Source organism: Shinella fusca, from assembly GCF_014203155.1.
In the GTDB taxonomy this organism is placed as follows: domain Bacteria; phylum Pseudomonadota; class Alphaproteobacteria; order Rhizobiales; family Rhizobiaceae; genus Shinella; species Shinella fusca.
This window is the reverse complement of the sequence record NZ_JACHIK010000018.1, coordinates 21,751-43,895: the sequence shown is the minus strand read 5'-3', so window position 1 is coordinate 43,895 and position 22,145 is coordinate 21,751. Positions and strand designations below refer to the sequence as shown.

The window sequence follows — 22,145 nt, the reverse complement described above, 5'->3', positions numbered from 1 at the left end:
GTGGTCTCCTTGAAGGGGCGGTCAGCCGAGGGCCTGCACGTAGCGCATGCCGGTGACGGGGCCGGCGCGGAAATTCATCTGCTCGTAGAAGCGGTGGGCGTTGAAGTTGCCGGTCGCCGCGCTCACCGAGAGGTAGCCGCAGCCGGCGATGCGGGCATGCTCGCGGGCGCGCGAGACGAGATGGTGGCCGATGCCGTTGCCGCGATGGCCCGCGCGCACGAAGATCTGGTGCAGCTCCATGCCGCGCAGGCCTTCGGCGGCGCGGTACATCGGCACGAGCAGGGCGTAGCCGATCAGCCGCCCGCCGGCTTCGGCCACCAGCGCGGTGATCCAGGGATGGGCGCCGAAGAGGTCGCGGTCGAGGTCGGCGGCCGTGAGTTTCGCCGTGTCGCCGTGGCATTCGGCATGCAGCGCGATCATGTCGAGGATCTGCTGCAGGTCGCCCTGGCGGGCGGCGCGGATGGTCAGCACCGGCGGGCGTTCGACGGGCAGGGGTTCGAGCTTGATGACGGTATTTTGCATTTCGGGCTCCTTGGTTTTTCTGCCATCAGGTGCCCTTAAAACAACAAAGCCGCCTGATGGCGGCTTGTTGACATGATCGAACAGCCGCTCCTATCGGAACAGCCAAAAATACGTTGCGGCGATGTGCGTGCTCTTGATCATGGACGCGATATTCTCTCTTTCGCGGTGATTGTCAATCGGGTCTGTTGCGGAAAAATGAAGACCCCTCCCCAACCCCTCCCCACAAGGGGGAGGGACTTAACGTGCCGCTCCTTCGCGCGAAAAATGGGAAGGAAGAGCAAGCCGTCAGCGTTCTCCCCCCTTGTGGGGGAGATGCCGGCAGGCAGAGAGGGTCTTTACCTCGAAGCAGGAAAGCGAAGGCTGGTCAGGCCTCCGCTTCCGGCGTGCCGGCGGTGGATTGCCCTTCCATGGCGCCGGCGTGTTGCGTGTCGTCGATGCCGAGACGTTCCTTGATGGCGCGGCGGATCTCTTCCTCGATGGCCGCGCGCTGTTCCTCCGGCATCTGCGCGAGGCTGTCCTCGGTGAGGCCCATCTTCTCCAGGAGCTCCTTGCGCAGCCGCTCGATGGGCGTCATCTTCGCAAGGTCCATGAATTCGGAGAGAAGATCGTCGCTTTCCGTGCCGGATTTTTCCAGCTTCGCCGTCGTCAGCCAGAGCGCGTTGGCAAGGCCGGAGGGCATCGCGGCGGTGGGCTCGACGGTCGGGATGTTGCGCCCCGATGAAGAACCGCCGCCGCCGCCCGTGTCGCCGGAAAGGCTGTTGTCGGCCGTCGCCGTGCGCTGGCGGGAGAGCGCATAGGCGGAAAGCGTGCTGCCGTCGATCTTCATGACAATGGCTCCCTGAAAGACTTCAGGGAACCATTAGCGGTTGCGGCTTTTGCGAGACTGGAATCCGGCCGTGCTACGGCAGCGTATAGGCGATGACGTAGTCGCCGGGCTTCGTCCCGACCGAGCCGTGGCCGCCGGCGACGATCAGCACGTACTGCTTGTCGCCGACCGTGTAGGTCATGGGCGTTGCCTGCCCGCCGGCCGGAAGGCGGCCCTCCCAGAGCTGGCGCCCGCTCGTCACGTCGTAGGCGCGGATATAGTCGTCGACCGCAGCGCCGAGGAAGGCGACGCCGCCCTTGGTGACGATTGGCCCGCCGATGCCGGGCACGCCCACCTTGAAGGGCAGCGGCAGCGGGGTCATGTCCCTGACCGTGCCGTTCTTGTGCTTCCAGGCGATCTTGCCGGTGGCAAGGTCGGCGCCGGCGACATAGCCCCATGGCGGGGCCTGGCAGGGAATGCCGAGGGGGCCGAGGAACGGACCCATATAGACGCCGTAGGGCGCGCCGTCGTTGCGGTTGAGGCCCTGTTCGGAGCCCTTTTCGTCCTGCCCCTTCGGCGGGATCTGGTCGCGCGGCACGAGGCGGGAGGTGAAGGCGAGATAGGTCGGCATGCCGAACATGACCTGCCGCTCGGGATCGACCGCCACCGAGCCCCAGTTGAACGTGCCGAAATTGCCGGGATAGACGATGGTGCCCTGAAGCGAGGGCGGCGTGTAGCGGCCCTCGTACTTCATCGAACGGAAGTCGATGCGGCAGGCGAGCTGGTCGAACATGGTGATGCCCCACATGTTCTTCTCCGTCAGCGGGGGCGGCGTGAAGGTGAGGTCGGAGAGCGGCTGTGTCGGCGAGGTGAAGTCCTCCGGGATCGCGCCCGTCGGGGCCGGCACTTCCTTGACCGGGACGATCGGCTCGCCGGTACGCCGGTCAAGCACGTAGATGTCGCCCTGCTTGGTGGGGCCGACGAGGGCGGGAATGGTGCTGCCGTCCTTCGTGATGTCGATCAGCGCCGGCTGGGCCGGCACGTCCATGTCCCACAGGTCGTGGTGGACCGTCTGGCGCACCCAGCGCACCGCGCCCGTCCTGATGTCGAGCGCGACGATGGAGGAGGAATATTTCTCGACATTCTCGCTGCGGCCCATGCCGAGCTGGTCCGGCACCTGGTTGCCGAGCGGCACATAGACGAGGCCGAGGGCGTCGTCATAGCTGAAGACCGACCAGGAGTTCGGCGAGTTGACGGTGTAGACCTCGCCCTCCGGCAGCGGCGTGGTGACGTCCGGATTGCCCGAATCCCAGTTCCAGATGAGGGCCCCGGAATTGACGTCGAAGGCGCGGATAACGCCGGACTGCTCCTTGGTCGAATAGTTGTCGTTCACCGCCCCGCCGATGATGATCTTGCCGTCGGTGATGACGGGCGGCGAGGTGGAATAGTAGTAGCCGGCCGGGTTGTAGGGCATGCCCTTTTCGAGATGCAGCACGCCGTTCTCGGCAAAGTTCGTGCAGACGTCGCCGGTTTCCGCGTCGAGCGCGATCAGCCGGGCATCGGAGGTCGGAAGGTAGACGCGGGCCGCGCAGGTCGTGCCGGCGCTTGCCGCCGCATCGGCGTAGTAGGTGACGCCCCGGCAGGTCTGGTGCTGGCGGTCCGGGTTCATGCCGGGATTGGAATCGTAGCGCCATTTCTCCTTGCCGCTCGCCGCGTCGAGCGCGATGGCGATGTTGTGCGGCGTACACATGTAGAGCGTGTCGCCGATCTTCAGCGGCGTCACCTGATAGGTGGTTTCGCCGACGTCGTCGGGTTTCTTCACGTCGCCCGTCTGGTACTGCCAGGCGACCTTGAGCGTGGAAACGTTGTCCGTGTTGATCTGGTCGAGCGGCGAATAGCGCTGGCCGAAGGGCGTGCGGCCGTACTGGTGCCATTCGCCCGCCGGCACGTTGCCGCCGAGGGCGGGGGAGGCGTTGGCGATCTTCGTCGGCAGGGTGCCGGCGAGGTCGTGCGGGTCCTGTGTCATCGAATAGCCGGCAACGGCGATGGCGACGACGACCGCGACGGCGAGCGGCAGGGCCGAGGCGGGATAGGCCGTGCCGGTGGGGCTGGCAAAGCCGAGCGGCCGGCGGATCGCCGGCAGCATCAGCCACAGGCCGAGGAGCACGATGACCCCGCCGCGCGGGCCGAGCTGCCACCAGTCGAAGCCGACTTCCCATATAGCCCAGGCAAGCGAGCCGAGGACGATCAGCGCATAGAGCCAGAGGGCCGCCGCCGAGCGGCGGAACAGCAGCACGGCCGTGGCGAGGAAGGCGATGCCCGTGACGAGGTAATAGGGACTGCCGCCCAGCGACAGCAACCATCCCCCTCCGCCCGTCAGCACCAGTCCGATGATGGCGATGAGGGCGGCGGTCAGCGTGAGCAACATGATGGTCTCCGTTGGTGATGCAGGCCGGGAAGGGCCGACATGACGTCCGGCTCAAGGAGGGACGTGGAGGAAACTAGGGCAGGGGCGAGGCGGCTTCAATGCCGGGATGCAAAGACCCCTCCCCAACCCCTCCCCACAAGGGGGAGGGACTTACGATGCCGCGCCCGCGGTACGTTCTTAAAACGTTGCTACTAGCAGAAGCGTCGAAAGGAAAATGATGTAGGGCGGCCGTTTAAGTCCCTCCCCCTTGTGGGGAGGGTTGGGGAGGGGTCTTCTCTTTCGCCCTCACGTCCCGCAGAACGTCGCGGTAATCTCCTCGCCCGGTTTCGGCGGCTCGGCGTAGGCGGCAAAGCGGGGCTGGTCCTCGTAGGGTTTCGCCAGCACGTCGTTCAGCGCCATAAACAGCGAGAAGTCGCCGTGGTCGGCGGCAGCCGTCAGGGCCTCCTCGACCTTGTGGTTGCGCGGGATGAAGGCCGGGTTGACGCGGCGCATCGCCGCCGCGCGGACGGCCGGTGGCGTTTCCTCGCGGGAAAGCCTTGCGCGCCATGCGGCAAGCCATGGCGAGAGGGCGTCCGGATTTTCCAGCAGCGTACCGAGCGTGGCATTCGGCTTTTCGGCCGCGTCGGCAAGCCGGCGGAAGGCGAGCGTGTAGTCGGCCTTTCCTTCGTAGAGCGTCACGAGGAGGTCGCGGATCAGCTCCTGGTCGGCTTCTTCCTCCTTGTCTCCGAGGCCGAGCTTGGCTCGGATCGTCGCCTTCCAGTGTTCCTGGAAGCGGTCCATGAAGCGGGCGACGGCGGCGTTCGCCGCCTCCACCGCCTTGTCCTCGTCGTCGTCGAGGATGGGCAGCATCGCCTCGGCAAGGCGCGCGATGTTCCACTGGCCGATCATCGGCTGGTTGCCGAAGGCATAGCGCCCGCCGCGGTCGATGGAGGAATAGACGGTGCGCGGGTCGTAGCGGTCCATGAAGGCGCAGGGGCCGAAGTCGATGGTCTCGCCCGAGATCGTCATGTTGTCGGTGTTCATGACGCCGTGGATGAAGCCGACGCCGAGCCATTTCGCGATCAGCCCAGCCTGCCGCTCCGCCACCGCGTCGAGCAGGGCGAGATAGGGTTTTTCAGCGCCCTCCAGCTCCGGATAGTGCCGGCCGATGACGTGATCGGCGAGGACGCGCAGGTTCGCCTTGTCGCCCCGCGCGGCGAAGAACTGGAAGGTGCCGACACGCACATGGCTTGCCGCGACGCGCGTGAAGACCGCGCCGGGCAGCGCCCGCTCGCGGTAGACCGGCTGGCCGGTGGAAACGGCCGCGAGCGCCCGCGTCGTCGGCACGCCGAGCGCATGCATCGCCTCGCTGATAATATATTCGCGCAGCACCGGGCCGAGCGCCGCCCGCCCGTCGCCGCGCCGGGAAAAGGGGGTCGGGCCGGCGCCCTTGAGCTGGATGTCGCGGCGGCTGCCCTCGCGGTCGATCACCTCGCCGAGCAGGATCGCCCGCCCGTCGCCGAGTTGCGGCACGAACTGGCCGAACTGGTGGCCGGCATAGGCCATGGCGAGCGGCAGGGAGCCGGGCAGCGGCACGTTGCCGGAGAAATAGGCCGCGCCGTGCCGCTCCAGCGCATCGGCGTCGAGGCCGAGCTCTTCTGCGAGCGGCCGGTTGAACCTGACGAGCCGGGGCGCTGCCACCGGCGTCGGCTCGACCGGCGCGAAGAAGGCCTCCGGCAGGCGCGCATAGCTGTTGTCGAAGGGAAGGACGGGGGAGGTCTCCGCCGCTGCTGCCGTCGTTGCGCCGCTCATGGTCTTCGTCCTTCTGTCGCCTGCATTCTAGATAGGGCCTTGGGCGGACGAGTGAAAGGCTTGCCGTGCGGGCGGGAAGACCCTCTCTGCCTGCCGGCATCTCCCCCACAAGGGGGGAGAAAGGCTAGACGCTTGCTCTTCTTTCCATTTTTCGCGCTAAGGACGCCGCGCGTTAAGTCCCTCCCCCTTGTGGGGAGGGGTTGGGGAGGGGCCTTTGCTCCACATGCGATTGCCCTGCCCTTGCCGGCACGACGCAATGGAATTTCACCGCCTGCTGAATAAGCGGCGGGGGCGGGCCGTTTCCTTTTGCAGCATGAAAGCTGCGTTTCGGGGTCCCGGCCGTGCGGCCGGCCGTTTTCTGGAGGGTGTCGTGCAGCGCAATGTCCATCGGCTGGTCGGGGCGCTTGCCGCCTGTCTTCTCTTGCTTGCAGCGCCCGCGGCCTTCGCCGCCGAGCGCTATGCGCTCCTCATCGGCAACGGCGACTACGAGGATGCCGAGCCGCTGGAAAACCCGCTGAACGATGTCGACCTCGTCGGCGAGGTGCTGGAGCGGGCCGATTTCGACGTGACGCGCGCCACCGATGCCGACCAGCTCGGCATGCTCTCCGCGCTCAACAATTTCACGCGCGCGGCGGAGAAGGCGGAAAACCCGGTGCTCTTCGTCTATTTCTCCGGCTATGCGGTGGAGATCGACGGCGAGAACTACCTTCTGCCGACGGACGCGTCCGGCCGCACGCTGACGGGCCTGCGCAACCGCTCGCTCGCCGTCTCGGAGGTCGCCGATGCGCTGCGCAGGCTCGGCACGGGCCTCAAGGTCGTGCTGTTCGATGCCCCGCACGAAAACCCCTTCCTCACGCTGCGCGATATCCGCGACGGGCTCGCCGCGCCGAAGAACGCCGGCGGCATCCACTATGCCTATGCGGCGGCCCCCGGCACGGCCTATGACTATGACGGCACGCCGATCAGCCCCTTCGCCTCGGCCTTCGCCGATGCGGCGAGCATTCCGGGCCTGCCGCTGGAAGAGGTGTTCCGCAAGGTCGGCGACATCGTCAAGGAACGCAGCAAGGACCGGCAGGCGATCTGGCAGAGCAACGACGACTACGGCGGCTTCGCCCTCAGCCCGAAGGACGGCAAGGTCGACGCGGCTGAGATCGCCTTCTACGACTTCGCCTCGCTCTCCGACAACCGCGAGGCCTACGACCGCTACCTCAGCCGCTACCCGGACGGCATCTTTTCCGCCGTCGCCGAGCGTAAGGTGGAACTGCTCGGCAAGCGCTTCGAGGATACGCACGAGGACATCGGCAACCTGCCGTACCTGACGCTTTCCAACGACCGGCACGATCCCTGCGGGCGCATGGTCTTTTCCGGCAACGACCGCGACCGGCGCCTCTCCGACGTCTACAAGGACGGCCAGCTCGTTCTGATCGACATCCGCTTCTGGGCGCCGCCGGAAAGCTGCGAGGACCTCTCCTATTTCACGACCGTCTATTCGCACGAGCGGCTGCGCAACGTCATCACCGCCGCGAGCATTCCCGAGCGGCGGATCTACGTCTCCGGCCAGGACGACCTCAGCCCCAGCGAGGAGCGCTCGATCTACGATTATTTCGACGAGGACCGTCGAGGCTATGCGCAATCGCTGATGTTCCGCGCCATCGACGACGCGCGCCGCCACGGCTTCGGCATCGCGGTGAAGACGCCGGACGACAATGCCCGCGAATATGTCGATACGGTCGATTGCGGCGATGGGTGCCTGCGCTTCCGCGGCCTCGTGCGCTTCCGCGACAATTCCGTGCGCACGCTGGAGGACTACGAGTTCGCGTTCGTCGACGTGCGGCGCCTCGGCTATTTCGACCGCTACCGCGACGCGCTGCGCGACTTCCCGGCCGAGGAGGACCATGCGGTCCAGGCGGCGGCCACGGAGAGCTATCCGGATGCCGGCGCGTCCGGCCGTGAGGATGACGGCTACGGCGCGGATGCCGATCCCTACCGGGCGGTGCGCACGGTCGGCGGCTGGGACGTGGTCGCGGATTTCGACGGCAGCCGGCGCTTCCTCAACTGCAGCGCCGTGCGTCGTGATGGCGGCCGCTCCGCCGCCTTCCGCTGGTATGCCGACGGCCACCTGACCTTCGGCTTCCGGGACGCGGCCTACGATTATGCCGACGGCTATGCAAAGGACGGCACCTACTGGATCGACGACGGCCGGGGCTACGACGTGGCCGGCAGGGCCTACGGCCGGCGGGAGATCGCCTACGACCTCGGCAGCGACCGTGCGGTGGTCGACGCCCTGAAGCGCGGCCGGTTCCTGCGCATCGGCGACGTTCGCACCAGCCTCAAGGGCTCCAGCGCCATGCTGGGAGATTTGCAGGACTGCGTGGGGGCGTTCCGGTAGAGGGCGGTGACACCCCCCTCTGCCCTGCCGGGCATCTCCCCCACAAGGGGGGAGATTGGCTTGGAGCGAGGCGGTGCCACGATTCAATCTCCCCACCTGTGGGGGAGATGGCCGGCAGGCCAGAGGGGGGGCAATTCTGGCGTCGGCGTAGAAGGCTCTGCCCCTACATCTTCCCCGCCACCTTGATCGCGAACGCATATTCGAAGGCGATTTCCTCCAGCCGCTGGAAGCGGCCCGAGGCGCCGCCGTGGCCGGCGCCCATGTTGGTCTTGAGGAGGATGGGTTCGGACCCCGTCGTCTTCTCGCGCAGCTTCGCCACCCACTTGGTCGGCTCCCAGTAGGTGACGCGCGGGTCGGTGAGGCCGGACAGGGCGAGGATGGCGGGGTAGGGCTTTTCCGCCACGTTGTCATAGGGCGAGTAGCTTGCCATGAGCTGGTAGAAATCCCTGCTCTCGATGGGGTTGCCCCATTCGGGCCATTCCGGCGGGGTGAGCGGCAGCGTGTCGTCGAGCATGGTGTTGAGCACGTCGACGAAGGGCACGGCCGCGATGATGCCGCCGAACTTTTCCGGCGCCATGTTGGCGATCGCCCCCATCAGCATGCCGCCGGCCGATCCGCCCTCGGCGACGATCTTCGCGTAGGACGTGAACTTCTCTTGATTCAGATAGTCGGCCGCGGCGATGAAGTCCTTGAAGGTATTGGTCTTCTTGTCCATCTTGCCGTTCTCGTACCAGGCAAAGCCCTTGTCCTTGCCGCCGCGGATATGGGCGATGGCATAGACGAAGCCGCGGTCGACGAGCGACAGGCAGTTGGTGTTGAAGGACGCCGGTATGGTGATGCCGTAGGCGCCGTAGCCGTAGAGGAGGCACGGCGCGGAGCCGTCAAGCGGCGTATCCTTGCGGTAGAGGAGGGTGACTGGCACGCTCTCGCCGTCCCATGCGGGGGCGAAGACGCGGCGGGTGACGTAGTCGTCCGGGTTGTGGCCGGAAGGCACTTCCTGTGTCTTCAAAAGCGTGCGCTCGCGGCTCGCCATGTCGTAGTCGAAGAGCTGCGAGGGCGTCGTCATCGACGAGTAGGAGAAGCGGATGACGTCGGTGTCGTATTCCGCCGCGCCCGAAAGGCCGAGCGAATAGGCCTCCTCGGCGAAGGCGATGGCGTGTTCCTCGCCGCTCCTGCGGTCGCGCACGACGATGCGCGGCAGGCCCTCGTGGCGCTCCAGCCAGACGAGGTGGCGGGCAAACGCCATGTGGCTGAGGATCAGCGTGCCGGGGCGGTGCGGCACCACCTCCGTCCAGTTCTCGCGGCCCGGCGCCGTCACCGGCGCCTCCATGATCTTGAAGTCCTTGGCGCCGTCGGCGTTCGTCAGGATGTAGAAGACGTCGCCGCCCTCCGTCATCGCATATTCGAGGCCCGTCTGGCGCGGGGCGACGACGGCGGGGGTGGCCAGAAGGTCCTTCGTCGGGATGAGGCGGTATTCGCTCGTCTCGTGGTCGTGGATGTCGACGTAGATGAAATCGTCGATCAGCGAGCCGCCGACCGACATGAAGAAGCCGGGGTCCTTCTCCTCGTAGACCAGCCGGTCGTTTTCCTGCCGCTCGCCGAGGATGTGGTGGAAGATCTTCGAGGGGCGGTGGTTCTCGTCGAGCGCGGTGTAGAAGAAGCTCTTCGCATCGGGCGCCCAGACCCCGCCGCCGCCCGTATTGACGATCTCGTCGGCATGGTCCTTGCCGCTCGCAAGGTCGCGCACCTTCAGCGTGAAATATTCCGAGCCCTTGTCGTCATAGCCCCAGATGCCGAGCGAATGGTCGGTGGAATGGTCGATGCCGGAAAGGCGGAAATAGTCCTTGCCGGCGGCCTCGCTGTCGCCGTCGAGCAGCAGCTTGCGCTCGCCGCCTTCGCGCTTCTCGCGGAAATAGCGCGGCTGCTCGCCGCCGGTGACATAGGCCGTGCCGTAGGCGAAGGGGCCGTCCTTGACCGGCACGGAGCTGTCGTCCTCCTTGATGCGCCCGCGCATCTCGGCAAACAGCGTCTTCTGCAGCGCCTCGGTATCGGCCATGGCGGCCGCCATATAGGCGTTCTCGGCTTCGAGATGCTTGCGGATCTCCGGCTTGAGGATGGAGGGATCCTTGAACATCGCCTGCCAGTTCTCGTCGCGGAACCAGGCATAGTCGTCGGTGCGGGTGATGCCGTGGCGGGTGTCGGACACCGGCTCCTTGGCGGCGACGGGGGCGGCGGGAAGGTTTTTGAAGACGGACAAGGGTTCACTCCGGCAAATCGACAGGCGGGACCTGAGAGATAGAGAGCCGGGGCGCTTGCATCAAGCGGGGGTTTTCGGGTGGGGAGCGTTTGCGGGTGAGGTTCACCCCCCTCTGCCCTGCCGGGCATCTCCCCCACAGGTGGGGAGATTGGATCGTGGCACCGCCTTGCCCCAGGTCGATCTCCCCCCTTGTGGGGGAGATGCCCGGCAGGGCAGAGGGGGGTGTTCCCTACGCTCTGCTACCCCGGCAGGCTCCGCTTCGCCTTGCGCTTGGCGGGGCGCAGTTCGTCGGCGATGGTCATGCCGATGATGGAGAGGGGGAGGGCCAGCATGGCGCCGGCGGCGCCCCACATCCAGGTCCAGAAGAGGATGGCGGTGAAGATGATGAAGGCGTCGACCTCCAGCCGCTTGCCCATCACCGCCGGCATGATGAGGTTTTCCATCGTCAGGTGCACGAGGAAGAAGGCGAGCGCCGGCAGGAGGCCCATCAGCAGCGTGTCGTGCGTCAGGAGCCCCGCCGCCGTCAGTGCGATGGTCATCAGCGTGACGCCGAGAAAGGGCACGAAGCTGGAGAGGAAGGCGAAGAGCCCCCAGAGCGCCGGCATGGCGAGCCCGCCGCCCCAGGTGATGAGCGTGGTGACGATGCCGAGCGCGCCGTAGACCAGCGCGGCGGTGGCGAAATAATAGCCGAGCGCGCTGTCGATGGCGTTCATGATACGGATGGTGGCGAGGCGCTGGCCGCGGCGGGGAAAGGCCATGATGATCATCTGCCGCAATCTCAGCCGCGCCGAGAGGAAGAGGACGAGCGCGGCGAAGAAGATCATCGCCTGCAGCAGTGCCGGTGTCAGGCTCGCCGAGAGGATGGAGAGGATGCTGCCGGTGTTCTCCAGCACCTTCTCCATCGACATCTGCCCCGTCTCGAAGGTCTCCGGGCGGATGTTCAGCCAGCCGAGGCGGGAAATGAGCGGCGTGATGCGGTCGTAGGCCCCGCGCACGAGCTCCGGCGCGTTGGCCGCAAGCTGGGTGATCGGCTCGGCGAGAAGGCCGGCGGCGAGGAAGAGGCCGAAGCCGAAGGCGCCGGCGAGCAGCAGCGCGGTCGGCAGCGGGGGAATGCCGAGCTCGTGCAGCTTTTCCGCGGCGACTCCGAGGATGAGCCCGGTGACGATGGCGAGCGAGAGCGGGATGAGGATCGGCGCCATGAGATAGACGACGCCCATCGCCATGATGGCGAAGATGCCGATGGCCGCCCAGGCGGCGGCGATGTCGAGGCCGTAGCGTTTCTGCCGTGGTTCGGCCGGGTCCGCCTCCAGGTCGAGGCTGCCTTTCAGAAGCCGCCGTTCGGCGGGTTGTCCCGACACGTCGTGCATGGTTTTTCCCCTCTGCCCCGTTCGCGCCGATGAACGCACGGGCGTGGTGGAAGTTCCCGGAAAATGCCCGCGAAAGCGTCGAAGGGTTGCCAGCCGCCGCCAAATCGACATATTGCGACCCAACCCCGAATTTAGACGTCAGGATGAATGACGCCGCGAAGAGGAGGCAAACCGTTGAAACTCGACCCGAAAGGGCTGCGGAACGCCCTATTTGGCCTTGCCCTTGTGCCGCTTGTCGCGTCCCCCGCGCTCGCCATAGACGCACGCATCCGCACCCAGCTCCAGAAGCTGACGCCCGAAGAACGCCTGGAGCAGCGCTGCGACATCGAGGCGATGGACCAGATCAGCAAGGCCAAGGGCGGCTTCCGCCCCGACAAGGTGATCGCCTACGCCTTCGGCGATCCCAAGCTCAATGGCACGACCTTCAAGACGAAGGGGGCCGTGTTCCGCAGCCGCGGCGAATGGTACCGGCTGTCCTACAAATGCGAGGCGAGCCCCGACCGCCTGGAGGTCAACGCCTTCAAGTACAGCATCGGCAAGGTCGTGCCGCACGAGGACTGGGAAGAGCACTACCTCTACAATTGAGGCGCCTCAGGCGGACAGCGTGAGGCCGATGCCCCACGGATCGACCAGCGCGATCGCATCGCCCGAGCGGGCGGCGGGCAGGGAAAGCGCCTCGATCCGGTCCGCCGCGGCGGCAAGCCGTGCGGGATCCCTGAAGCGGATCGCATAGTCCGCAAGCCCGCTCATGCCGGCCTCGCGCTTCGGCCGGCCGGCCGAATTCCAGACATTGGCGGCGACGTGGTGGTGGTACTTGCCGGTGGCGAAGAAGCTCGCCCCCGGATAGCGCGCCATGATGTCGAGGCCCAGCACGTCGCGGAAGAAGGCGTCGGCCTGCGGGATATCGGAGACCTGGAGGTGGATGTGGCCGATCGCCGTGCCGGCCTCCTGACCGTCCCATCCGCCCTTCGGGGCCTCGTCGTAGAGCGCCTGCAGGTCGAGCCGGTGCGTCGCCATCTTCACCGTGTCGTCCGGCACGTAGGTCCATTCGGAACGGTCGCGGTCGCGGTAGATCTCGATGCCGTTGCCTTCCGGGTCGTCGAGATAGATCGCCTCGCTGACGAGGTGGTCTGAAGCGCCGGTGAGCGGCACGTCGTTATGGGCGGCATGGACGAGCCAGCGGCCGAGCTCCTCGCGGTTCGGCACGAGGAAGGCGGTGTGGAAGAGGCCTGGCGCATTGCGCGGCGCGCGGATGGTTCCGCCCTCCGTCGTCAGCGTGAGGAGGCGGCGGCCGGCAACGCCGAGCGTCTCGCCAAAGGCCGAGCGTTCCAGCACGGAAAGGCCCATGACCTTCTGGTAGAAGGCCGAGACCATCGGCAGGTCGACCACGCGGAGGCGGGCATGGTCGACGAAGGCCGGCATCTCGACGGCATGGTTGGTGTTGGCGCTCTCTTCGGTCATGGGGGCGGTCTCCGCGCGGATGGGGCCGGCCTTGCCTGCGGCGATACCCGCGGCGGCGGCGCCGACGAATGTCCGTCTGTCTAGGTCCGTCATGGTTGGTTTCCCGTCGGTTCCCACGGAACCGTTCTGCTGCCGGGAAATATGGCCGAGTGCGGCTGTTCACGGAAGGCGGCAAATCGGCGATTTACTGTCAATGGAATGTTGACGGTGAGGCGGTAAATGCCGGTTCCGTCCGCTATCGTTCAACAGTCGGCCGCACATGTCGGGCGGCAAACTTTCGTGATCCGCCCGGGGCGCGGGCGGTCTTGCCCGCGCGGCCCGAACTTGCCACCATGGGGGCGGGAGGAAGAACAGGGCCATCCATGGAAATCAAGGGCGTCAAATGGAACTATGACCGCTACGAGGTGATCGCCGACGGCATCGTGCACGGTGTCGGCGTGGTGCTGGCCCTCGTCGGCGTGACGGCGCTCATCTTCTACGCCACCGTGTGGGCGACGAGCGGGCAGCTCGCCGCCGCCTGGATCTACGGCGTCGGGCTGGTCCTCGCGCTTTCCACCTCCCTCGCCTACAATCTCTGGCCGGTCTCGGTGGTGAAGTGGCACCTGCGCCGCTTCGACCATTCGGCGATCTTCGTGCTGATCGCCGCCACCTACACCCCCTTCCTGCAGCGCGGCATCGAGAATCCGTTCCTTGCCGGCATGCTGGTCTTCATCTGGCTGATGGCGGCGGCGGGCGTGGCGCTGAAGTTCCTCTTCCCCGGCCGCTACGACAGGCTCGCCATCCTCGTCTACCTCGCCATGGGCTGGAGCGGCGTCTTTGCCGCCGGGCCGCTGGCGACGCATCTTTCCACCGCCACGCTCGCCCTCATCGTCGCCGGCGGCGTCCTCTATTCGGTCGGCGTCGTCTTCCATGTCTGGGAGAGGCTGCGCTTCCAGAACGCCATCTGGCACGGCTTCGTCGTCGCCGCCGCGGCCGTCCATTATTCGGCGGTCGTCACGAGCGTCGTTTCGGGCCTCTGACCCCTCGCGGGAACGCTGGACAGCCTTCCCGCTCCTCCTGTATGCCATCAGGAAAACCGGGGGGCACAATGGACCTGACGATACGCGATGCCGTGGAGGCGGACCTCCCGGCGATCATGGCCATCTACAACGATGCCGTGGCCAACATGACGGCGATCTGGAACGACACCGTCGTCGATCTCGACAACCGCAGGGCGTGGCTTGCCGCGCGCCGCGAACGCGGCTTCCCGGTCCTTGCCGCCCTGCGCGGCAAGGAGGTCCTCGGCTACGCTTCCTACGGCGACTGGCGCGCCTTCGACGGCTATCGCCACACGGTGGAGCATTCCGTCTACGTGCGGGGCGACGCGCGCGGCACGGGCACGGGAAAGCGCCTGATGACGGCGCTGATCGACCGGGCGAGCTTCAACGGCGTCCATGTCATGATCGCCGGCATCGAGGCGGAGAACCTTGCCTCGATCAAGCTGCACGAGAAGCTGGGTTTCCGCATCGTCGGGCGGTTCAGCGAGGTCGGCATCAAGTTCGGCCGCTGGCTGGACCTCACCTGCATGGAACTGAAGGTGCCGAAGCGCTGATCAATCCGGATCGAAGCTGAGCGCGACGCCGTTCATGCAGTAGCGCAGGCCCGTCGGCGGCGGGCCGTCGGGGAAGACATGGCCGAGATGGGCGTCGCAGTCGGCGCAGCGGATCTCCGTGCGCGTCATGCCGTAGGAATGGTCCGTGTGGTCCGTCACCGCGCCGGGCTCGATCGGCTGCGTGAAGCTCGGCCAGCCGGTGCCCGAATTGTACTTCGCCTCCGACCGGTAGAGCGGCCGGTTGCAGCAGATGCAGCGGTAGGTGCCCTTCTTGGAAAGGTCGAAATCGGGGCTGGAGAAGGCGCGCTCCGTGCCGTGTTCGCGCGTGATGCGGAACTGCTCCGGCGTCAGGACCTGCCGCCACTCGTCCTTCGTCTTGTTGACCTTCAAAGTCGCTACGTCACTCATGGGCGTCCTCCTGTCGAGCCCTTAGATAAGGCGCCGATTGTGGCAAGACAATCGGCAGCATCCTTGAAAAACGGAATCCTTCCTCCTATCCTCCATCTTCAACCTTATGGAGGAAAAGATGCCGCTGAACATCAAGGACGCGGAGGCGCACGCGCTGGCCCGGGAGCTTGCCGAGGCGACGGGCGAAAGCCTCACGCGTGCCGTCAAGGTCTCCATCGCGGAACGGCTTGCACGCGTGCGCCACCTCAGGCCCCGCCTTGCTGACCGGCTCGACCGCATCGCGCTCGACTGCGCGAGCCTGCCGGTGCTCGATCCGCGCACGCCGGAGGAAATCCTCGGGTACGACGAGAGCGGCCTGCCGCGATGATCGTCCTCGATACGTCCGCGCTCGTTGCCATCCTGACCGACGAACCGGAGCGCCGGGCCTTCAACGAGGCGATCGAGAATGCACCGGGCTGCCTGATGAGCGCCGCGACGCTTCTGGAAGCGAAGATGGTCCTCTTCGCCCGCTATGGCGGCGCCGGCGTCAATGCGCTCGATGCCTTCCTCCGGCAGGCGGATATCCGCATCGAGCCCGTCACGGCGGCGCAGGCGGAGGTCGCCTTCGAGGCATTCCGCCGCTTCGGGCGCGGCACCGGCCACGCCGCGCATCTCAACTACGGCGATTGCTTCTCCTATGCGCTGGCGCGGGAGAATGCCGCGCCCTTGCTGTTCAAGGGCGGCGATTTCGAACATACCGACCTGGAAAAAGCGCTCTGATCGTTCCGTAGCCATCAGTGCCCGTCGCGGCCCATCCGGCACCGGCGCGGTGGTCTTTGGCGCGGCTGAGGCGTGTGCCGACAAGAAGCGTTGACATTCGGTTTATAATCCGGTGCGGAAGTTGGCAGTATCCACGGTGTCGAGCCGGAAGCATTTCGGATGCCGGCGGGCATATTCACTATTCTTCAAAATAATTCTGGACTTTGAATAGCGGAATGATATTTCAGGCGAAGTAAAGCATTCCGGTTGATTTAGCTCGATTGCAAGTTGCCTGTTTAAGTTGAATAAGCACTTCGATCACGATTACCAGGTATATGTTCCCGCCAAGATGCGGCGGGAACGGCGGCCGTTGTAGTAAAAAGTTATATTGACCAGAGTTCTCAGGGTTTAGAAATTCGTGCGCGCATAAGCAATGTTTCGCCACAAGCCCGGCTGAAAAGACGCTTTACCGGAATTGAATGCCGGCCGATGGATGGGGCCATCGGTCTTCCTATTGTCCGACAGGAGAAGAATATGTCTGAAACAACCCTTGGCGCCGCCAGCTCCAGCCTGCTTGTCGAACTGACGGCCGATATCGTTGCCGCCTATGTCGGCAACCATGTGGTGCCGGTCGGCGAACTGCCGGGCCTGATCGCCGATGTGCATGCCGCGCTCAACAACACGACGCAGCCGTCGGCCGCCGTCGAGGCGCCCGTCGCCGCCGAAAAGCCGAAGCCGCCGGTGCCGGTGAAGAAGTCCGTGCAGAACGACTACATCATCTGCCTGGAGGACGGCCAGAAGTTCAAGTCGCTGAAGCGCCACCTGATGACCCACTACGGCATGACCCCGGAAGAGTACCGCGAGAAGTGGGACCTGCCGGCCGATTACCCGATGGTCGCTCCGGCCTATGCAGAGGCCCGCTCGCGCCTCGCCAAGGAAATGGGCCTCGGCCAGCGCCGCAAGGGCAAGTAAGCGCCGTCATCACGGCAGGAATGGAAAGGCCGGGACCGGAAGGTTCCGGCCTTTTTGCGTTGCGGCCTTGCGCTTTGAGAGTGGAATTGAGGAATAAAAGCCTATATCGGGGACGGGAATTGTGATTTTCTGAGGAAATTCAACGAATGATTGTGGCTTGTCGCTTCATTCATCCCCGCTCGTCCTCTAGGGTGTATGAATAAATTCCTATCAATGGAGGGACCAGTCATGCACCAGTTCATCGTATCCGAAGGGCGGGCCGGCACGGCGCCCGGCCGCGCCGGCGGTCCCGCTCCCGAAACGAAGGGCGCGGGCCGCCCGGAGGATGGCGGCGCCCGCACCGCGGAAAGCGGCCTTGCCATGCCGGCGGTGCCCACGGGCGTCGCCTGCCGCATCGTCCACCAGCTCGTCCTGGAAATGACGGCGATGGCGGGGGACAGGCCCCTCTGGCGGCGCGACCGGCGCCGCGCCACCTGCCACGGGCGCCAGGTCGCCATGTATGTCTGCCATGTCGTCCTGCGCCTGTCGATGTCGGAGATCGGGGCGGCCTTCGGGCGCGACCGCACGACGGTCGGCCATGCCTGCAACGTGGTGGAGGACCGGCGCGACGACGCGGCCTTCGACGCCTTCGTCTCGGCCATCGAGCGCCTCGTGATCTCGGTGTTCGGCCCGGCGGGGATCGGCAGCCATGAATAGGGCGCTGGCGGACGGGCTGGCGCGGCTCCTGCGCTTCCTCCTTGCCTCGGGCGAGGCCGTTGTCCGCGAGGACGGCCTTCACGCCGCCGGCGGCCGCACGATGCCGCTGCCGGAAGGCGTCCTGGCCGAGGCGCTGCGCCTCGGCCTCGTCCGGCATGGGGACGGCCGGCTTGCGGCCACGGCGGAGGCGCGCGCCTTCCTGAAGCGCCGGCTCTGCGATGCGCAGACACCCTTTGCCGGCCAGCATCGCGACATGGCGCCGGTGACGGTCCTGCGCGACGGGGTGCGGGAGACGGCAATGGCGAACCGGCTCGAATCGCCGCTCGCCGCCCTTGCCCGGCTGAAGGAGAAGACGGGCGGCGCATACCTGCCGGAAAGCGCGATCGCCGCTGGCGAGCGGCTGCATGCGGATTTCACCCGCGGCGGGCTCCAGCCGCGCACGACCATGTCCTGGGAGCCGCGCATCGCCGGCCGCCAGAAGGGTGAGGCGGGTGCGGCGCGCGAGATCACCGACACGGCGCTTGCCGCGCGCCTGCGCGTCGCCCGCGCCATCGAGGCGATCGGCCCGGAGCTTTCCGGCGTCGCCCTCGACGTCTGCTGCTTTGCCAAGGGGCTGGAGACGGTGGAGCGCGAACGCCAGTGGCCGGCCCGCTCCGCCAAGCTGATGCTCCGCGCCGCCCTGATGGCGCTCGCCAGGCACTATGCCCCGCCGGCGCCGAAGGGCCGCCGGGCGCATGCCTGGGGGGCGGAGGGGTATCGGCCGGAGTTGGGCGGGTGAGAGGTAAGACCCTCTCTGCCTGCCGGCATCTCCCCCACAAGGGGGGAGAAAGGCTGGCAGCACCCTTTTCCCTCGATTTTTGAACGCCGAGCGTGCCGCGCGTTAAGTCCCTCCCCCTTGTGGGGAGGGGTTGGGGAGGGGCCTTATGCCGCCACCGTCATCGCCGCTTCTTCGCGGATGCGCTTGACCATCGAGCGCAGGCCGTTGGCGCGCTGGGAGGAGAGGTGTTCGACGAGGCCGATCTCGTTGAAGGTGTCGATGGCGTCGGTCGCGGCGATGTCCGAGGCATGGCGGCCGGAATAGATGGCGAGTACGATGGCGACGAGGCCGCGCACGATATGGGCGTCCGAATCGCCCTCGAAGGTCATCACCGGGTCGGCGCCGCCTTCGGTATGGCTGACGAGCCAGACCTGGCTGGCGCAGCCCTGCACCTTGTTCTGCGCCGTGCGCTTGTCTTCCGGCAGGTCCGGCAGCGCCTTGCCGAGTTCGATGACGTAACGGTAGCGATCCTCCCAGTCCTCGAGGAAGGCGAAGTCGTCGATGATGTCCTGCAGCGTGGCCATGTCTGTCCGTCCAAGTTTCTGGCCCTGATATAGGCGAGGGGCCGCGGGATTTGAACCGAAAAGCGCCCCGGACAAAAAGAAACGCCGCAGGGAACGGGTCCGTGCGGCGGTTGCAGGGGCAACGAGTGAGGCAGGCAGAAACTTGAATGCCGGAGGGGTCAGCCCTTCCGGTCGGGACGGCGGGTCGGCACGGCGATGGTGCCGGTGATGACCTCGTCGTCGGCGTCGACGCTGGCGACGGCCGGAAGCGGCTGGGTCAGCGCTTCCTTCTTGCCCGGGCCGGCCTTGGCGGCCTCTTCGTCGGCGAACTGCGTGTCGAGGAACTGGTAGGCGACGCGGGCGCCTTCACGGGCCCGGTGGCCGAGGGCGACGAAGGTCTCGGCACCCTTCTCGCAGACGTCCGGCTTCTGCAGGCAGATGGCGCTCACATACTCGATCGCCTCGCTTGCCGCGCTGAACGTATCGCCGATCGCCACCGTCGGCCCCTTTTCCAGCTTCGCGGAGGATTCCGCATTCAGGAAGGGGAGCAGGACGAGAACCAGTGAGAACCAGAACGTTCCCTTGATCAGAAACCACATCGCTTGCCATCCTCGTTAGCGCCTCGGCTCTTTGCGGCCTTCGGCAGATTGGTCCTTGGCGAACCGTTGATGCGAGAATAGGGGCCGGAAGGAAATTCCCTTTTGCTGGAATCGCTCGGGTTTTGCCCAGTTTTGAGTAAAATTGTCTCTATTCCCAGCTTTGCAGGCATTTGAGACGGATTTTAGCGTTTCGCGTTAAGGATGATGGCGCGGCCACCGTGCCCAAGGCGCCGGAATGCCGGGAGGAGGGCCGGCGCCGCCTTGCCCCACAAGTTAATACGAACAGAAAAATGCCGCAAAATGAGGCGCTTACGCCCCGTTAACCACGCCGGACGAATGACCCTTGGATTGCCCCGAAATGGGACTTTTGGCCCTTTTTGCCGCGCTTTCCACCCCCGCCGTTTATTGTTTCCTTAAGTCGCCGATGCGATTTTGAGCGCACAGAAAAGACAAAAAACGGCAGGGTTTCGCGTTGCGCCAATTGACCATCATCGCTGACAGAATGGCGGCCCGTCTGGGCGCGGCCACCGGCGTTGCTGGCGCGGGCGCTGCCGATGCGCGCCCTACCGCTCCGCTGCGGGCGACGACGCTCGCGCTCCTTGCCGCCGTTCCCGGCCTGCCGCTCGCCCTTTCCGCCGTCATGCCCGCGTCCGCGGCGCTTCCGGCGGGCGTTGCGCTTGCCGGCGCAGGTGCGCTGCTGGCGGCCGCCGCCACGGGCGTGCGCCGGCCGAAGCCGCAGCCGGTAAAGACCTTTGCCGAGGAGCTGGCCGAGGCCGCTCCGCCTGCCGCATCTCCCTACGATCTCTTCGCCGGCCTCGTGACGCTGCACGATGCGCGCGGCTTCGTGACCGCCGTGCACGGCCGCGACAGGAGCGCCATGCTCGCCTGGATGCGCGCGCCGATGGGCCGCGGCTATCTCGACCAGATCCACGTTTCCGACCGGATCGGCTTCCTTGCCGCCATCGACCGGCTGCGCCAGGGCGCGACCAGCGAGACCGTAGAGATCCGCATCGACCGGGCGCGCCTTGCAAGCGATGTCGAGCAGTTCGTGCACATGCGCGTGGAGATGACGGCGCTGGCCGGGCCGGACGGCACGCTGGCCGCGGTCGTCGCCCAGTCGCGCGACATTTCCGAAGAAGCCAAGCTCCGCAACGAGAACGTCCGCAAGGCGGCGGAGGCGGAGACCGCCAACGACGCCAAGACGCGGTTCCTGGCCGCCGTCAGCCACGAGCTGCGCACGCCGCTCAACGCCATCCTCGGCTTCTCGGACATCCTGTCCGGCGAGTATTTCGGCAAGCTGGAGAACGACCGCCAGCGCGAATATGTCGCCCTGATCCACCAGTCGGGCTCGCATCTCCTGTCCGTCGTCAACACCATGCTGGACGTCTCGAAGATCGAGGCGGGCCGCTACGAGCTCCTGCCGGAACCTTTCGCCGTCGCCGACAGCGTGAAGGCCTGCGAGCAGATGCTGGGGCTCCAGGCGCGCGACAAGGGCATCCAGCTCACGAGCCGCGTGCCGCGCGCCATCGGCGAGGCGGTGGCCGACCAGCGGGCGATCCAGCAGGTCCTCATCAATCTCGTCGGCAACGCCATCAAGTTCACCGACCGCGGCGGCATCGTCACCATCGATGCGGCGCGCGAGGGGCGCGACCTCCTGCTTACCGTCAGCGATACCGGCATCGGCATTCCCGCCGACAAGCTGGCGCTGATCGGCCAGCCCTTCATGCAGGTGCAGAACGAATATACCCGCAAGTACGAGGGCACCGGGCTCGGTCTCTCGCTCGTCAAGGGGCTCGTGGCGTTGCACGGCGGCAGCTTCGCCGTGGAAAGCCGGCCGGGCGAGGGCACGGTCATCACCGTGCGCGTGCCGGCCGACGGCTCGGGCATCGCCCGCGACGGCGACCTTCGGGCATCCGCGCCGTCCACCGTCGATTTCCCGCCGCGCCTTGCGGGCGGCCCGCAGACCGTTTACCAGCCGTCGGACGATGGCAAGGACACGAAAGATGAACGCGCACGTCAGAAGACAGCCTGAGCGGGGGCCGAAGGGCCCGGCCCGCAAGGGCCGTTCCGGCGGGCGGGGACAGCCGCAGCGCCGGCCGAACGTCGTTATCGCCGGGCTTGTCGCGCTCGGCGGGCTTGCCGCGCGCTATCCGAGCGTGGTGGGGGGCTCCTGCGCCTTCATCGTCGTCTTCTCCTTCGTCGCGGCCAATGCGCTCTGGTATCAGCCGGGCGGCCATCCCTCGCCGTTCCTGCGCACCCGCGCTGCCGGAAACTCCCTCGGCTTCTCGGCCACGAAGCCCGAGCCGAAGGACGTGACGACCTTCCTCATCGAGCGCCAGGACGAGGAGGGCGACCTTCCCGCCGTCGCCGATGTGACGCCCGCCGAGCGCCCCTTCGACGAGGTGACGCAGAGCATCGAGAAGCGCCCCGCGGCCAAGCAGGCCGCCGGGGACGAGGGCGATCCCGTCGCCGCGGCGATCCTTGCGGCCGAGACCGATCCCGGCGTCACCGCCGCCGTCGAGAAGCCCGCGCCGAGCGAGCTCGTGATGAAGATCCAGAAGGGCCTCAGCAACATCGCCTATGCGGATGTCGTGGTGGACGGCCTGATCGGCGAGAAGACGCGCACGGCGATCCGCCATTTCGAAAAGCACTACCGGCTGCCGGTGACCGGCGAGCCCAATGTCGCCGTCCTCGACAAGCTCAAGGACATCGGCGCACTGTAAACCCTGTATACGACGAAAGTCGTACGCCTACGACCTTCCGTAGCGTCAGGCCTTTTAAAGGAAGCGTTAACCATGTCT

General features: G+C 66.5%; 21 protein-coding genes. 11 read left to right on the top strand and 10 right to left on the bottom strand.

What is annotated here, in order from left to right:
* Window positions 1-21 precede the first annotated feature (21 nt).
* The 4 genes from HNQ66_RS19835 to HNQ66_RS19820 form a co-directional block, all read right to left on the bottom strand.
* The gene (locus HNQ66_RS19835; RefSeq protein WP_184145914.1) at window positions 22-522 is read right to left on the bottom strand and encodes a GNAT family N-acetyltransferase; all 501 of its coding nucleotides are present in this window, start codon (window positions 520-522) and stop codon (window positions 22-24) included.
* Window positions 523-886: 364 nt separating this feature from the next.
* The gene (locus HNQ66_RS19830; protein WP_184145913.1) at window positions 887-1,348 is read right to left on the bottom strand and encodes a hypothetical protein; all 462 of its coding nucleotides are present in this window, start codon (window positions 1,346-1,348) and stop codon (window positions 887-889) included.
* A gap of 73 nt (window positions 1,349-1,421) precedes the next feature.
* On the bottom strand, window positions 1,422-3,755 hold the full coding sequence (locus HNQ66_RS19825; protein ID WP_184145912.1) for a glucose/quinate/shikimate family membrane-bound PQQ-dependent dehydrogenase: 2,334 nt from the start codon (window positions 3,753-3,755) through the stop codon (window positions 1,422-1,424).
* 285 nt (window positions 3,756-4,040) lie between these two features.
* Complete coding sequence (locus HNQ66_RS19820; RefSeq protein ID WP_184145911.1) at window positions 4,041-5,546, bottom strand: protein adenylyltransferase SelO; 1,506 nt, start codon at window positions 5,544-5,546, stop codon at window positions 4,041-4,043.
* A 370-nt stretch (window positions 5,547-5,916) separates the two neighbouring features.
* Between HNQ66_RS19820 and HNQ66_RS19815 the strand changes: the two genes are divergently transcribed.
* On the top strand, window positions 5,917-7,935 hold the full coding sequence (locus tag HNQ66_RS19815) for a caspase family protein (RefSeq protein ID WP_184145910.1): 2,019 nt from the start codon (window positions 5,917-5,919) through the stop codon (window positions 7,933-7,935).
* Window positions 7,936-8,098: 163 nt separating this feature from the next.
* Here the strand turns inward: HNQ66_RS19815 and HNQ66_RS19810 are convergent, their stop codons facing one another.
* Window positions 8,099-10,192 (bottom strand): S9 family peptidase, encoded by a 2,094-nt coding sequence (locus HNQ66_RS19810; RefSeq protein ID WP_184145909.1) that lies wholly within the window; start codon window positions 10,190-10,192, stop codon window positions 8,099-8,101.
* Window positions 10,193-10,431: 239 nt separating this feature from the next.
* A complete protein-coding gene (locus HNQ66_RS19805; protein WP_184145908.1) occupies window positions 10,432-11,559 on the bottom strand; it encodes an AI-2E family transporter in 1,128 nt (375 codons plus the stop codon).
* A 174-nt stretch (window positions 11,560-11,733) separates the two neighbouring features.
* Between HNQ66_RS19805 and HNQ66_RS19800 the strand changes: the two genes are divergently transcribed.
* A complete protein-coding gene (locus tag HNQ66_RS19800) occupies window positions 11,734-12,144 on the top strand; it encodes a DUF930 domain-containing protein (RefSeq protein WP_380780563.1) in 411 nt (136 codons plus the stop codon).
* Window positions 12,145-12,150: 6 nt separating this feature from the next.
* Here the strand turns inward: HNQ66_RS19800 and HNQ66_RS19795 are convergent, their stop codons facing one another.
* A complete protein-coding gene (locus HNQ66_RS19795) occupies window positions 12,151-13,020 on the bottom strand; it encodes a VOC family protein (RefSeq protein ID WP_246434362.1) in 870 nt (289 codons plus the stop codon).
* A gap of 362 nt (window positions 13,021-13,382) precedes the next feature.
* Here HNQ66_RS19795 and trhA point away from each other — a divergent pair, with 362 nt between their 5' ends.
* Together trhA and HNQ66_RS19785 are read left to right on the top strand one after the other, a co-directional pair.
* Complete coding sequence (gene trhA / locus HNQ66_RS19790) at window positions 13,383-14,039, top strand: PAQR family membrane homeostasis protein TrhA (RefSeq protein ID WP_184145905.1); 657 nt, start codon at window positions 13,383-13,385, stop codon at window positions 14,037-14,039.
* 68 nt (window positions 14,040-14,107) lie between these two features.
* Window positions 14,108-14,611 carry a GNAT family N-acetyltransferase gene (locus HNQ66_RS19785; RefSeq protein WP_184145904.1) on the top strand — a complete coding sequence of 168 codons (504 nt, stop codon included), beginning with the start codon at window positions 14,108-14,110 and terminating at the stop codon, window positions 14,609-14,611.
* Here the strand turns inward: HNQ66_RS19785 and msrB are convergent, their stop codons facing one another.
* Entirely contained in the window at window positions 14,612-15,019 is a 408-nt protein-coding gene (msrB, locus tag HNQ66_RS19780) for a peptide-methionine (R)-S-oxide reductase MsrB (RefSeq protein ID WP_184145903.1), read from the bottom strand. It abuts the gene before it with no gap.
* Between the two features lie 118 nt (window positions 15,020-15,137).
* Between msrB and HNQ66_RS19775 the strand changes: the two genes are divergently transcribed.
* The 5 genes from HNQ66_RS19775 to HNQ66_RS19755 all read left to right on the top strand — a co-directional run bounded on the left by HNQ66_RS19775 (window position 15,138) and on the right by HNQ66_RS19755 (window position 18,203).
* Window positions 15,138-15,386, top strand: coding sequence for a type II toxin-antitoxin system VapB family antitoxin (locus tag HNQ66_RS19775; RefSeq protein WP_184145902.1), 249 nt, complete (start codon window positions 15,138-15,140; stop codon window positions 15,384-15,386).
* Window positions 15,383-15,778 (top strand): type II toxin-antitoxin system VapC family toxin, encoded by a 396-nt coding sequence (locus tag HNQ66_RS19770; RefSeq protein ID WP_210308834.1) that lies wholly within the window; start codon window positions 15,383-15,385, stop codon window positions 15,776-15,778. The genes HNQ66_RS19775 and HNQ66_RS19770 overlap by 4 nt, the downstream gene beginning before the upstream one ends.
* 513 nt (window positions 15,779-16,291) lie before the next feature.
* Window positions 16,292-16,729 (top strand): Ros/MucR family transcriptional regulator, encoded by a 438-nt coding sequence (locus HNQ66_RS19765; protein ID WP_184145901.1) that lies wholly within the window; start codon window positions 16,292-16,294, stop codon window positions 16,727-16,729.
* 228 nt (window positions 16,730-16,957) lie between these two features.
* A complete protein-coding gene (locus HNQ66_RS23625; protein WP_246434360.1) occupies window positions 16,958-17,425 on the top strand; it encodes a helix-turn-helix domain-containing protein in 468 nt (155 codons plus the stop codon).
* On the top strand, window positions 17,418-18,203 hold the full coding sequence (locus tag HNQ66_RS19755; RefSeq protein ID WP_184145900.1) for a DUF6456 domain-containing protein: 786 nt from the start codon (window positions 17,418-17,420) through the stop codon (window positions 18,201-18,203). The genes HNQ66_RS23625 and HNQ66_RS19755 overlap by 8 nt, the downstream gene beginning before the upstream one ends.
* A 143-nt stretch (window positions 18,204-18,346) precedes the next feature.
* Here HNQ66_RS19755 and HNQ66_RS19750 read toward each other — a convergent pair whose 3' ends face one another.
* Together HNQ66_RS19750 and HNQ66_RS19745 are read right to left on the bottom strand one after the other, a co-directional pair.
* On the bottom strand, window positions 18,347-18,766 hold the full coding sequence (locus tag HNQ66_RS19750) for a SufE family protein (protein WP_184145899.1): 420 nt from the start codon (window positions 18,764-18,766) through the stop codon (window positions 18,347-18,349).
* A 158-nt stretch (window positions 18,767-18,924) separates the two neighbouring features.
* The gene (locus HNQ66_RS19745; RefSeq protein ID WP_184145898.1) at window positions 18,925-19,344 is read right to left on the bottom strand and encodes a DUF5330 domain-containing protein; all 420 of its coding nucleotides are present in this window, start codon (window positions 19,342-19,344) and stop codon (window positions 18,925-18,927) included.
* Window positions 19,345-19,846: 502 nt separating this feature from the next.
* Here HNQ66_RS19745 and HNQ66_RS19740 point away from each other — a divergent pair.
* Entirely contained in the window at window positions 19,847-21,376 is a 1,530-nt protein-coding gene (locus HNQ66_RS19740) for a sensor histidine kinase (RefSeq protein WP_184145897.1), read from the top strand.
* A complete protein-coding gene (locus tag HNQ66_RS19735) occupies window positions 21,348-22,067 on the top strand; it encodes a peptidoglycan-binding domain-containing protein (RefSeq protein ID WP_184145896.1) in 720 nt (239 codons plus the stop codon). The genes HNQ66_RS19740 and HNQ66_RS19735 overlap by 29 nt, the downstream gene beginning before the upstream one ends.
* Window positions 22,068-22,145 lie beyond the last annotated feature (78 nt).

Bases quoted from the DNA above. Each gene is read 5' to 3' on its own strand.
- HNQ66_RS19835 (WP_184145914.1), bottom strand. From the start codon at position 522: ATGCAAAATACCGTCATCAAGCTCGAACCCCTGCCCGTCGAACGCCCG.
- HNQ66_RS19830 (WP_184145913.1), bottom strand. From the start codon at position 1,348: ATGAAGATCGACGGCAGCACGCTTTCCGCCTATGCGCTCTCCCGCCAG.
- HNQ66_RS19825 (WP_184145912.1), bottom strand. From the start codon at position 3,755: ATGTTGCTCACGCTGACCGCCGCCCTCATCGCCATCATCGGACTGGTG.
- HNQ66_RS19820 (WP_184145911.1), bottom strand. From the start codon at position 5,546: ATGAGCGGCGCAACGACGGCAGCAGCGGCGGAGACCTCCCCCGTCCTT.
- HNQ66_RS19805 (WP_184145908.1), bottom strand. From the start codon at position 11,559: ATGCACGACGTGTCGGGACAACCCGCCGAACGGCGGCTTCTGAAAGGC.
- HNQ66_RS19795 (WP_246434362.1), bottom strand. From the start codon at position 13,020: ATGACCGAAGAGAGCGCCAACACCAACCATGCCGTCGAGATGCCGGCC.
- trhA (WP_184145905.1), top strand. From the start codon at position 13,383: ATGGAAATCAAGGGCGTCAAATGGAACTATGACCGCTACGAGGTGATC.
- HNQ66_RS19785 (WP_184145904.1), top strand. From the start codon at position 14,108: ATGGACCTGACGATACGCGATGCCGTGGAGGCGGACCTCCCGGCGATC.
- msrB (WP_184145903.1), bottom strand. From the start codon at position 15,019: ATGAGTGACGTAGCGACTTTGAAGGTCAACAAGACGAAGGACGAGTGG.
- HNQ66_RS19775 (WP_184145902.1), top strand. From the start codon at position 15,138: ATGCCGCTGAACATCAAGGACGCGGAGGCGCACGCGCTGGCCCGGGAG.
- HNQ66_RS19770 (WP_210308834.1), top strand. From the start codon at position 15,383: ATGATCGTCCTCGATACGTCCGCGCTCGTTGCCATCCTGACCGACGAA.
- HNQ66_RS19765 (WP_184145901.1), top strand. From the start codon at position 16,292: ATGTCTGAAACAACCCTTGGCGCCGCCAGCTCCAGCCTGCTTGTCGAA.
- HNQ66_RS23625 (WP_246434360.1), top strand. From the start codon at position 16,958: ATGCACCAGTTCATCGTATCCGAAGGGCGGGCCGGCACGGCGCCCGGC.
- HNQ66_RS19755 (WP_184145900.1), top strand. From the start codon at position 17,418: ATGAATAGGGCGCTGGCGGACGGGCTGGCGCGGCTCCTGCGCTTCCTC.
- HNQ66_RS19750 (WP_184145899.1), bottom strand. From the start codon at position 18,766: ATGGCCACGCTGCAGGACATCATCGACGACTTCGCCTTCCTCGAGGAC.
- HNQ66_RS19745 (WP_184145898.1), bottom strand. From the start codon at position 19,344: ATGTGGTTTCTGATCAAGGGAACGTTCTGGTTCTCACTGGTTCTCGTC.
- HNQ66_RS19740 (WP_184145897.1), top strand. From the start codon at position 19,847: ATGGCGGCCCGTCTGGGCGCGGCCACCGGCGTTGCTGGCGCGGGCGCT.
- HNQ66_RS19735 (WP_184145896.1), top strand. From the start codon at position 21,348: ATGAACGCGCACGTCAGAAGACAGCCTGAGCGGGGGCCGAAGGGCCCG.